Annotated in this window: 8 protein-coding genes and 1 riboswitch; of the genes, 6 read left to right on the forward strand and 2 right to left on the reverse strand. The window is 42.3% G+C overall.

Features of this window, described 5'->3' with window-relative positions; genetic code table 11:
* Positions 1-59 precede the first annotated feature (59 nt).
* On the reverse strand, positions 60-1,757 hold the full coding sequence (locus AOQ70_RS00340; RefSeq protein ID WP_059374404.1) for a methyl-accepting chemotaxis protein: 1,698 nt from the start codon (positions 1,755-1,757) through the stop codon (positions 60-62).
* A 127-nt stretch (positions 1,758-1,884) separates the two neighbouring features.
* Positions 1,885-2,313, reverse strand: a complete 429-nt coding sequence (locus tag AOQ70_RS00345) for a NucA/NucB deoxyribonuclease domain-containing protein (protein WP_039176411.1) — start codon at positions 2,311-2,313, stop codon at positions 1,885-1,887.
* Between the two features lie 368 nt (positions 2,314-2,681).
* Here AOQ70_RS00345 and AOQ70_RS00350 point away from each other — a divergent pair, with 368 nt between their 5' ends.
* Genes AOQ70_RS00350 through AOQ70_RS00375 form a run of 6 tightly spaced genes read left to right on the forward strand, consistent with a single transcriptional unit; the run spans position 2,682 to position 10,576 of the window.
* Entirely contained in the window at positions 2,682-4,751 is a 2,070-nt protein-coding gene (locus AOQ70_RS00350) for a hydantoinase/oxoprolinase family protein (RefSeq protein ID WP_059374405.1), read from the forward strand.
* Positions 4,741-6,729 carry a hydantoinase B/oxoprolinase family protein gene (locus AOQ70_RS00355; protein ID WP_059374409.1) on the forward strand — a complete coding sequence of 663 codons (1,989 nt, stop codon included), beginning with the start codon at positions 4,741-4,743 and terminating at the stop codon, positions 6,727-6,729. Before AOQ70_RS00350 ends, AOQ70_RS00355 begins: the two co-directional genes overlap by 11 nt.
* A complete protein-coding gene (locus AOQ70_RS00360) occupies positions 6,726-7,811 on the forward strand; it encodes an ABC transporter substrate-binding protein (protein WP_058837302.1) in 1,086 nt (361 codons plus the stop codon). Before AOQ70_RS00355 ends, AOQ70_RS00360 begins: the two co-directional genes overlap by 4 nt.
* A gap of 8 nt (positions 7,812-7,819) precedes the next feature.
* Positions 7,820-8,911 (forward strand): ABC transporter ATP-binding protein, encoded by a 1,092-nt coding sequence (locus AOQ70_RS00365; RefSeq protein WP_059374410.1) that lies wholly within the window; start codon positions 7,820-7,822, stop codon positions 8,909-8,911.
* Positions 8,911-9,780 carry an ABC transporter permease gene (locus tag AOQ70_RS00370; protein WP_039176427.1) on the forward strand — a complete coding sequence of 290 codons (870 nt, stop codon included), beginning with the start codon at positions 8,911-8,913 and terminating at the stop codon, positions 9,778-9,780. Before AOQ70_RS00365 ends, AOQ70_RS00370 begins: the two co-directional genes overlap by 1 nt.
* Complete coding sequence (locus AOQ70_RS00375; protein WP_024424298.1) at positions 9,773-10,576, forward strand: ABC transporter permease; 804 nt, start codon at positions 9,773-9,775, stop codon at positions 10,574-10,576. The genes AOQ70_RS00370 and AOQ70_RS00375 overlap by 8 nt, the downstream gene beginning before the upstream one ends.
* A 363-nt stretch (positions 10,577-10,939) precedes the next feature.
* Positions 10,940-11,033, forward strand: a riboswitch (cyclic di-GMP riboswitch).
* Positions 11,034-11,104: the final 71 nt, after the last annotated feature.

An 11,104-nucleotide genomic window follows, 5' to 3' on the forward strand; every position in this document is an offset into this window, starting at 1 on the left:
TGAGGAGAAAGTTAGGCAGCAAGACGATTGCAGCCGTCTTGCGCTATTTGTTGTGGGATCTAGATGTGAAATTGCGAGACCATTGCTTTTAAATCTCCTGCTAAATGGGCAAGTGCTTCTGATGAAGCTGTTACTTCTTCCATTGCAGCAAATTGTTCTTCTGTTAAACCTGCTACTTGCTGTGAATGTTCACTCGTTCGTTTAACGCCTTCTGTAATAGACGCAAAAGACTGTTTCGCATCGTTAGTATAAGCTGCGATTTTTTGTGATGCACTCGATAAATGCTTAATGCCATCTGCCATTTCTCTCATGGACTGCTGGATATCATGAAAAGATTCTTCTGTATGAGAGATAAGGACAGCCCCTTGAGCTGCTTCTTCTCTTACTTGTTTGATGGCATTCGTCGAATGAGTCATCTCTTTTTGTATTTCAGAAATGAGATGGGAAATCATGTTTGATGATGCTTGAGATTCTTCAGCGAGCTTTCTCACTTCGTCTGCGACAACAGCAAACCCTTTTCCATGCTCACCTGCCCGTGCTGCTTCAATTGCTGCATTAAGAGCTAGCAGGTTTGTCTGGCTGGCGATATCTGTAATGACTTTGGAAATATGATCAATTTCAGTTGAACGTGTTTCCAATGCTTGAATTGCTGTACCGTTTTCTTCAATTGATTTTGCAATAGATGTCATTTGTGAATGAACTTCACCGATATTGTGTACACCTTTTTGGGCAATTTCTTGTGCGAAGTGACTTCTTGAAGCCATTTGTCCGGCATTTTCAGTGATGTTTGCCAGCTCGTTTGATACTTGAATCATCATGTGCTCACTAGCTGTCATTTGAGCGGACTGTTCTTCTGAAGATTGTGCCACTTCTTGGATCGTGTGGGTGATTTTTTCTGATGCTGCACTCGTTTCTTCTGCGCTAGCTGACAGCTGTTCAGAGGATGTGGCCACTAATTCAGACGTGTTCATGACATTTAGAATCGTTTGATTTAGTTTTTCACGCATCTTATTGAAATGTCCAGCCAGATCAGACAATTCATCACCGGCAGTATCCGTCACATTGATGGTTAAATGACCTTCGCCTGCACTCTTAATGGCAGAAGCCAAATGCTTGAGACGTACCTGAATCCGCTTAGTGAAAATAGAAATAATGATGACTGAAACGATCAGACTTAACAAAAGGACGATGACAAATTGTATATAGAATGACTGAAGCATTTGTGAAATCATGCTTTGATTAGCGCCAGTATAAAAAATACCAATTGTTTCGCCTGCTTCATTTTTGATTGGCATATAAGCCGTTTGATAGTCTTTCCCAGCAACATTTGCTGTCCCGTAATAATTTTCTCCTTTATCTAAAACAGTGGTCTTCACTTCAGGAGAGACTTCAGTACCTACAGCTCGTTTCCCGTTTAACATGACATTCGTAGCAACACGGGTATTTCCTTGAAAAATCGTGATGGTATCACCGGTATATTCGGCTAATTGGTCAACCAATGCATCATGATCATTGATTTGCGTATTTCCTTTGAATAGCTTATCCTCTTTAATCTGCCACGAGCCTGCCACTTTTTCATTTAGGTAGGCGTAGCCTAGCTTTAAATCACCTTTTGCTTTTTCAGTTGCCATTTGCTTGATGTTTTCTGTCATTTCGCGATTTACCACATAACCAACAACCGCAGAAAAGATGATGAGGACACTTAAAAAGATCAGCAAAATTTTGGCGCCTAGCCTCAGTTTTCCCTTTTTCTTCATGCTTTTTGACTCCTTTAGGTATAAGGTAGGATATCCCTCCTTAAGGATTATCGGCATGAAAAAAGTGTTTAAAATACCTGCAAGCAGTCATGTGAAAATTTTTTTAATATAGAAAAGGGAAAGGCGGCTAATCGATGATAAATTGAATTCTTGTGCCGTCAGGATCATCCGATAATTGATGACTTACCCACGAGCCTGCGCCTCTATTATCAGAAGGGCGTACATATTTGACAGAAGCTCCACTGCCTCCTTCTTTGCACATCGCCATTGGCCATTCGTCCCGATCATACCCGCGCTTTGTTGGAATGCCATGTAGTGATCGATCTCTCTGCTCATCACTATGTTTACGGTCAATTGTACAAATGGACGAATGACCTTCATCAATGGCTTCTTCTATGTGCTTGGCTGTTTCTGGATAGCGGTCTGATGGAAAATGAATGGTTTTGTCATAAGATGAATTCGCTGTCTCTTGTTTCCCTTGCTCTAGCTGGATATAGCCTGTTGCTACACCAATGACAATCAATAAAAGCAAGAGAATCATTTTAAGAAGTTTCATAGATGTCTGGCTCTCTTTCTTGTTTGCGTATTTTGTAAACAGAAGTATAGCAGAATTACTTACCAATTTCTCCTGGTTTTGAAAAAACGTCTTTTAAAATTCAAAAAACAGTTTTTACCTGATTTCTTGCTTTTCATTTTTGTAGAAATTCATAAAAATTTTAATTTTGTGGGTCAGAAAACGAATATGCTCATCGAAAATGGCTTTATCACTGCTTTTTTGGCTAATTTCAAGAATTTAACACACAGAAATTTCAAAAAAATAAAATTGACTAGACCGATCTGCTTTAATAATATGGAGTCAAATATCAAAAAATGTCGTAATTTATCAAAATATGATTCTAATTACATTGTAGGAGGGAAGTACAAATGGCGGATGTCTCATACCGGCTCGGAATAGACATAGGCGGAACATTTACTGATTTATCGCTGATAAATGAAGCAACAGGGGAGCTGACTGAACTCAAAACGCCTACAGTGACTGATGACCCAGCCCAAGGAATTATCAATGGGTTAAATCTTCTCAAAAAAAGAGGTGTTGATTTATCCAACATCCAATACCTCGTTCACGGAATGACAATCGGTCTGAATACATTATTACAGCGAAAAGGAGCAGATTTAGCCCTTTTTGTGACAGAAGGATTTCAAGATATATTGTCACTTCAACGTTTACGACTACCCGTTCCTTATGACTTCAATTCTCGTTTGCCAGAACCATTGATACCACGGAAGCATGTATATCCAATCTCTGAAAGGTTGATACACGATGGTACGATCAAAAAACCTCTCCATCTGCAGCAATTAGATGATGCGGTCCAGCATGTTATATCTAAAAAGCTAGCAGGTATCGTCATTTCATTTTTACATAGTTATCAAAACCCAGTTCATGAATTACAGGCAAAAGCCTATATCAATCATCATTATCCACAGTTAGAAGTCCTTACCTCATCTGAATTATGGCCTCAAATGAGGGAATACGAGCGTACAGTGATGTCTGTTGTTAATTTGTACATTCAGCCAAAGGTGAAACAGTATTTGCAAACATTGAAAAGCCGTTTGAAGGAAGAAGGTGTACCAATTTCTCCATACATTACACAATCAAATGGTGGTTTAATGGATGCAGAAAGTGCGGCAACCTCGCCTGTTAAGACTCTCTTTTCTGGTCCGGCAGCTGGTGTCATCGGTGCGGCGAGAATTGCAGCATCAGCGAGTGAACCCAATCTGATCACTTTTGATGTTGGGGGGACGAGTGCAGATATCTCAATCATTCAAAATGGACAGCCTACAATGGCTCAATCCAATCAGCTTTCAGGCTTCCCAATCATTCTTCCATCTGTTGCGATGTATTCAATAGGAGCAGGAGGAGGTTCGGTAGCATGGATTGATCAGGGCGGACTTCTCAAAGCGGGGCCGGAATCAGTTGGCTCAAACCCGGGACCAGCTTCGTATGGAAAGGGAGAAAAAGCAGCTTTAACTGATGCGTTTCTCATATGCGGTTATCTCAATCAAGAACGTTTTGCCGGAGGACATTTACATTTACAACTGTCTGCGGCGAAAAAGGCCTTTCAGCCAATTGCTGATCAGCTCAACAAAACGCTTGAAGAGGCGGCTGACCAGCTCATTCAAGTAGCCGTAGCCAATATGTACACAGAATTAAGCAATGTGATGGAGCAGCAAGGATTTGACCCTAGAGATTTTAGTTTGCTGGCGTTTGGCGGAGCAGGACCGGTTGTGGCGAATTTCCTTGCAAGAGAAATTCATGCGAAAAATGTAGTTGTTCCTCCAAGTCCTGGTACATTATGTGCGTTAGGTGCTTTAACAGCTGATTTTATCCATGATGCGGTGCTGTCGAAGAAAATATGTTTACAAGACTATTCGATCAACCAACTAAAACAAGATTATGAGAAGCTGTCACGAAAAGCGACTGATTGGGTCAGCCAGCAGAACATTCCGCATATCAATCAGACATCCATTCTCTTATTAGCAGACGCACGATATCAAGGGCAGGCATTTGAGATTGAATTGCCATTATCGATTGATTGGTTAAAGCAAGAACAAGACATCCACCAACTTATTGAAGCCTTTCACAAATTGCATCAGCGTCAATATGGTCATAGGGATGATCAGGCAAAAATCGAGTTTACTCATTTACGCGTTCGAGTCATAGGTGAGACGCCTCCGCTGCCTTTTTCACCTGTTCAAGAAAGCATGGGACAGTCTTTGAAACCAAATGAATATAGACGAATTTTTATAGAAGAAAAAGAATACGAAGCATCGGTTTATAATCGGGATACGCTGTCAGTAGGTTCTATTGTAAATGGGCCTGCCGTGATTGAGCAGGATGATACGACAACATTAATTTTGCCAAACTGGACAGGCAGTATTGATCCATCAGGTAACTTAGTGATTTCAAAGGAGGCGGCTTTACATGAGAACTGACCCAGCAAAGCTTGAGATGATGCGCAGTTATTTTAATGCGATTGCATCAGGTATGGGGCATGTCATTGAACGGACGTCGTTTACGACCTTCGTCAAAGAATCTGCTGACTTTGCGACAGCACTAGCCACACCTTCTGGAGATTTCTTTGTTTATCCGAAGACAGTGGGTGTGACGATCTTTTTAGGGCTGAGTCTAAAAAAAGCAATTGAAGAAAGCGGACAGATGCAGCCAGGAGACATTATCATCACTAATGATCCTTATACGACAGATGGTTTGGCGACTCACCTGCCAGATGTCCATATCATTAAGCCGATTTTTGTAGATGGTGAAATCGTAAGCTATGCTTGGTCTTTTGTTCATGTCAGTGATGTGGGTGGCCTTGTGCCTTCGAGTATTTCACCGACAGCAACGGATGTTCATCAAGAAGGATTAAGAATTCCGCCCGTAAAAATTTATGAAGGTGGGAAAGAGAATCAGGTCGTACGTACCTTTTTAAGAGCTAACAGCCGCGCTAGTCATCTAAACGATGGTGATATCAATGCGATGATTGCTGCAGTGAATACAGCAGATATTCGGTTAAAAGAAATGATTGAGAAATTTGGAAAAAACGAAGTGAAACAAGGAATGATAGACTTGCTGAAGCAAGCCGAGGATCGTGCTGGAAAGGTCATTGAAGCTATACCGGATGGAACGAGTGAATTTGCTGATTATTTAGATGATGATATGATTTCAGACGTCCCTATTCGGTTGAAAATCAAGCTAACGATCAAAGGCAAACGGCTGACGCTCGATTTTTCTGAGTGTGACCCGCAAGTAAAAACAGCCTTTAACCTTGTTACCAATGGTCAGAAGCATTCCTTTCTTTATCAAGGGTTGATTAATTACATCATTAGTAAGGATCCTTTTATACCGATTAATGGTGGAATAACGTATCCAATCGATGTGATCTCTCCTAAAGGAACGCTGGTGCATCCAGAATATCCAGCCTCTGTCGGGATTCGTCATTCGATTACGATGAGGCTGTACAATGTCGTGCTAGGTGCGATTGGTAAGCTGCTGCCTGAAGCAGTACCGGCAGCAGGTGCAGGTCAATCTGCCATTGTGGTTCTCTCTGTACCTGATGATCAAACGGGTGGCAGGAAAATGTCCGTTGTCGAACCATTAGGCGGAGGCGGCGGTGCTCAAAATGGTACTGATGGAGTTGACGGTATTGATCATTCGTCAGGCTTTTTGAAGAATACCCCAATTGAGAGTTTGGAACAGCATATTGATATTCATGTTCACCGATATGAGCTTCTGCCGAATACAGGTGGAGCTGGTGAAAATCGAGGCGGACATGCGATTGGTTTGGAATTTGAAATGATGAAGCCTGAATCGATGGTGACAGCACGAGGAATGGAACGGATGAAGTTTCAGCCTTGGGGTTTAATGGGCGGCCGAGCAGGAGCGGTTGGTGAGGTCAAGCTGATCACAGCTAATGGTGAGAAACAAGACCAGCCCAAAATAGATGTTCTGCGACTTGAAAAAGGCGATATCGTTCAATTGATTTCACCAAGTGGAGGCGGCTGGGGGAATCCATTTGCCAGAAAGAAAGAAAAAGTCCTTCAGGAAGTGGAAGCTGGTCTATTAAGTGAAGAAAGAGCGCTGCAGCAATATGGTGTTCAAGTGTATTTAGAGCAAAATGAATGGAAGATTGATGAGGAGCAGACGAGCAAGGTGCGTGAAAAGGCTGGTGATCCTGCAGCTAATGACGTGTGGGATTTCGGAGAACAAAGAGCAGCTTATGAGAAAGTATGGACGGACGAAGCCAGCAGTGAGCTAGCCGTTCAGCTGCGTTCCTATCCGGCTAATGAACGTACGCACTATAAACATGCAGTTCATCAATATTTCAGTCATAGAAATGAGCCGTTAACAAAGGAAGATATTACTCAAGCACTTCGTCAAATGAATGGACAAAAAGGGGGAAATGAATCATGAAAAGAAGATTAATCGCTATTGTTGCAGGCATCCTATCCATCGTTGTACTGCTGACCGCTTGTGGTGGAAATGGAAAGGATCAAGGCAAACAGCAGCAGACTGTGATTGTTGGCGTATATGGAGGCGATTGGGAAAAGAATATCAAACCAATCCTTGAAAAGTTTGAAAAAGATACGGGAATTAAAGTGCAGACCGTCTCTGGAGCGGATTCTGAATGGTTTACAAAATTAAAAGCGTCAAATGGGAAAAATCCACCATATGACTTACTAATCTTACAGCCTGACACGATTCAAAGAGGTATTGCAGCAAACGTTCTTGCGCCTATCGATGAAGATCAAGCGCCGAACGTCAAAAAGCTTTACCGTTCTGTCCAAAAGAAGCTTACTGTGAATGGAAAACAATATGCAGCAGGCTTTAGTATGGGGCAGCTTGGAATTGCTTATAGAAAAGATCTCGTCAAGCAGGAACCAAACAGCTGGACAGACCTATGGAGCAGTCAGTTGAAAGGGAAGGTAGCCATTTCATCTCCGACTTATTCAGCTGGTTTGCAATTTTTCTCTGCACTTGTTCATGCACAAGGGGGGACAGAATCAAATCCTAAGGATATTGATAAAGCATTTAAAAGTCTCGCGCAATTAAAAGGTCATGTCGCTGCTTTTCCGGATAACCCAGGATCGATTCAAACCTTGTTAGAACGTGGGGATGTCGCAGCTGTTCCCTATTGGGACGGGCGAGTATTTGCACTTGAAGAAGAAGGAATGGATATTGGTTTCTCATATCCGAAAGAAGGCGCTGTTGCAGCTGTAGCGAGCTGGGCTTTAACGAAAGGAAGTCAGCACGAAGAAGCGGCATACAAACTATTAAACTACTTGAGTGGAAAAGAAGCTCAGGAGGCTTTCTCGGAAAAATCTTATTATGGCATGTCGAATTCTGATGTGAAGTACAATGACAAGATTAAGGGGAAAGTGAAAGTTGGAGAAAATTATTACAGCAAGCTGACTTGGGTAGATTATGAAACAGCAACCTCTGAGCTGGGCAATTGGACAAATCGATGGAACGAAGTATTAGGCGGAGGAAAATAGGTGATCGCATGAGTGGAATTCATTTAGAACACATCAGTCAGCACTTCGGTGAGCAGATTGCTCTCAACGATGTCAGTCTTACTGTGAATGAGGGAGAGTTTTTCTCCCTTCTCGGTCCTAGCGGCTGCGGGAAATCAACGTTATTAAACATCATTGGCGGTTTTTTAGAACCAACAAAAGGCGTCGTCTATATTGGTGATCAGGATGTGACAGCTTTGCCGCCTTACCAAAGAAAAACAGGTATGGTCTTTCAAAGCTATGCACTCTTTCCGCATCTGACTGTATTTGATAATGTGGCGTACGGGCTTAAGGTTCAAAAGAAAAAGAAGGCGGAAATCAAAGAGAAAGTGATGGAAAGCTTGTCTCTTGTTCAATTAGAAGCATTTGCGAAACGGATGCCCCACCAATTAAGCGGTGGTCAGCAGCAGCGGGTAGCGATAGCAAGAGCACTGGCGATTCAGCCGTCTGTTCTCCTTCTTGATGAACCGCTCAGCAACCTAGATGCCAAACTAAGAAAAAACATGCAGACAGAGCTGCGAAATATTCAAAGAAATGTTGGGATTACAACCATTCTTGTGACACATGATCAAGAGGAGGCCTTAAGCCTTTCTGATCGAGTTGGAATTTTAGGAGAGGGTAGAATTCAGCAGATTGGGACGCCTTTAGAGGTGTACCGCCAGCCAAACAATCGATTTGTAGCTGAATTCATCGGACAGGTGAATATCTTTGAGGCTGTGTACAATGAAGCTGATGCTGCATTTACGGTTCCGCATGTAACCCATTCAAACGGTCAGCATCTTCAGTTGCAGGCTGCGGCACATCAAGAGAAAAGGGAAAAGCAACTGCTTATGCTGCGTCCTGAAAGAATCAGCATCTCTTCTGAGCAGAAGGAAGTTCAGCCAAACCATGTATCTGGCGTGCTGTCAGATGTGAGTTATATTGGGCATTCATTACGTTTGGTTGTGGGGCTTGATAATGGTGAAATCATTGTCCATGCTTCTGATGCTGCATTTCCCGAGCTGCCTGGAGTTGGAGAAACCGTCCATATCCATTGGCAGCCTGAAGATATCGTTTTCTTAGATTCGAAGGTGCATACGTGATGCGAATCAAGAAAAAGAATCAACGATTTCATTGGTTTATGCTGCTGCCAGCCTGTTTGTTTCTTGTTGTATTTTTACTAGCTCCGCTTGTGATGATGCTCGTTCTCAGTTTTCGCGATGTCGATTCGATGATGAATACATTACAAACGTATAGCTTTTCTCAATATATTCATGTGTTCACGACAGATGCATATGTAAAGGCGATTGGAAGTACTGTGTGGGTGGCTTTACAGACAACGGTGATTTGTTTATTGATGGCATACCCAGCAGCATACGTGCTTGTCAAGGCACCTAATCCGCGTCTGCGCGCATTTTTCTATATCTTACTTGTGTCGCCGCTTTTGACAAGTGTTGTGATTCGGACGTTTGCATGGATTGTTCTTCTTTCGCAAAATGGTCTGATCAATGGCATGTTACTAGATTTACATGTGATTGAGAAGCCGCTCTCGATGCTGTGGAATATGAATGCGGTCATTATTGCATATGTCCAGGTCATGCTGCCATTTGCAGTACTGCCGATCGCAACAAGTTTAACCGATATGGATCGTCATTTAAAACCGGCTTCTATGAGTCTTGGGGCTGGCCGGATTCGAACCTTTTTTCATGTCACCTTACCACTGACCATTCCAGGCATGGTGACAGGCGCGATCATCGTCTTCTCACTGGCAGCAGGAAGCTATATCACCCCGCTGTTAGTCGGCGGACGGATGCAGCCGCTGCTGCCGCTGTCAATTTATCAGCAGGTGATGCAGGTGTATAACCTGCCTCTTGCTGCAGCTATGTCCTTTACATTATTGGTTTGTGTGCTTGTGGTGGTCAGTCTACTAAGCTATTTATTGAAGCGTTGGGAGGCGAGGATGCATGCGTAAAAAGTCAATAGGTGACCGCTTGCTTTCTATCCTGATTTGGACTGCTGGGTCATTGGTTTATCTTTTTTTAACCATTCCTGTTCTTGTGATCGTCCTATCTGCTTTTAGTCCAAATGCCTTTCCTGAATTTCCACCGACTTCGTTCTCTGTTCGCTGGTTTCATGAGGTCGTGTCAAATCCAGAATGGATGGAATCGCTTCGGATCAGTGTGATTCTGCTTTTCATTGTGACGCCTCTCACGGTTCTTTTAGGGACAATGGCTTCGTATGCTTTAGCAAGGCTTTCCTTTAAGGGAAAGGAGGCTGTCCAAGCTTTCATTCTGTCACCTCTCATGATTCCTCAAGTGGTGTTAGGGATTGCTATGCTTTACTTGTTTACGGCTATGGGCTTTACAGGGTCTTTGTGGGCGCTCGTCATTGGTCACGTCATCATTGGTTTTCCCTATGTGGTTCGAACGGTAGGTGTGAGTGTTTCGAATTTAGATCCGCGTCTTGAGCTGGCTTCAATGAATCTAGGCGCAGGACCCATTCGCACGTTTTTTCGAGTCACATTGCCTTTGATTAAGCCGGGAATCATTGCAGGCGGGGTGTTTTCAGCTGTGACGTCATTTGGAGAAATATCGATCAGTTTGTTCGTTTCCTCACCTCAAACCATCACAATTCCGGTCAGGACCTTTAATTACATTGAGCAGACCTTTGATCCAAGTGTCAATGCGATATCTGTCATATTTATTATCATTTCTATCATTGCGCTGCTCATTATTGAGAAAACGATTGGTCTGTCTAAGGTGATGTAAATATAATGAAGAAACAAGGAGTTGTCATTTGAAATGGCAGCTCTTTTTTTTGTTGTTTTTACAGTAAAAAAATTCATTTTTTTAGGGAATGTAGTTCTTAAGATTTAAGAATTTGCGGGAAACGAAAGGAGACCTCTATCCTAGATTTTCGGCCATATTTTCAATATTTAAGGGAAAATATGAAATTTTTGCGGTATTTAGTCGATTATTTTCGGTTGAACGCAACTATTATTAGTTATTTTCGGTAAATATCGTCAATTATCATGTAAACCCTTCGGTATAACGCATGAATCTTTACACCCATTTTTCGGTGAAAAAAACAATATTTTCATATAAAGTGGACGTAAATAGAAAATATCTAAAAGAAGAAAAAGGCAAATCTATGGAAACATAGAGACGCAAAGCCATGTCCTAAGGTAAATGATTCTTTTTTTGCTAAGGTCGGCAGGCTACCGAATCAAAATGGGAGTCCCTCCGTTTTATTCGGGGTGGGCTCCTTTTCTGTTAAAGCGTCTATTTTAATGAAAT

The sequence above is a fragment of the Bacillus sp. AM 13(2015) genome (genome assembly GCF_001518755.1).
Classification (GTDB): Bacteria; Bacillota; Bacilli; order Bacillales; family Bacillaceae; genus Bacillus; species Bacillus safensis.

Coding starts and splice junctions, on each gene's coding strand:
- AOQ70_RS00340 (WP_059374404.1), bottom strand. CDS start 1,757: ATGAAGAAAAAGGGAAAACTGAGGCTAGGCGCCAAAATTTTGCTGATC.
- AOQ70_RS00345 (WP_039176411.1), bottom strand. CDS start 2,313: ATGAAACTTCTTAAAATGATTCTCTTGCTTTTATTGATTGTCATTGGT.
- AOQ70_RS00350 (WP_059374405.1), top strand. CDS start 2,682: ATGGCGGATGTCTCATACCGGCTCGGAATAGACATAGGCGGAACATTT.
- AOQ70_RS00355 (WP_059374409.1), top strand. CDS start 4,741: ATGAGAACTGACCCAGCAAAGCTTGAGATGATGCGCAGTTATTTTAAT.
- AOQ70_RS00360 (WP_058837302.1), top strand. CDS start 6,726: ATGAAAAGAAGATTAATCGCTATTGTTGCAGGCATCCTATCCATCGTT.
- AOQ70_RS00365 (WP_059374410.1), top strand. CDS start 7,820: ATGAGTGGAATTCATTTAGAACACATCAGTCAGCACTTCGGTGAGCAG.
- AOQ70_RS00370 (WP_039176427.1), top strand. CDS start 8,911: ATGCGAATCAAGAAAAAGAATCAACGATTTCATTGGTTTATGCTGCTG.
- AOQ70_RS00375 (WP_024424298.1), top strand. CDS start 9,773: ATGCGTAAAAAGTCAATAGGTGACCGCTTGCTTTCTATCCTGATTTGG.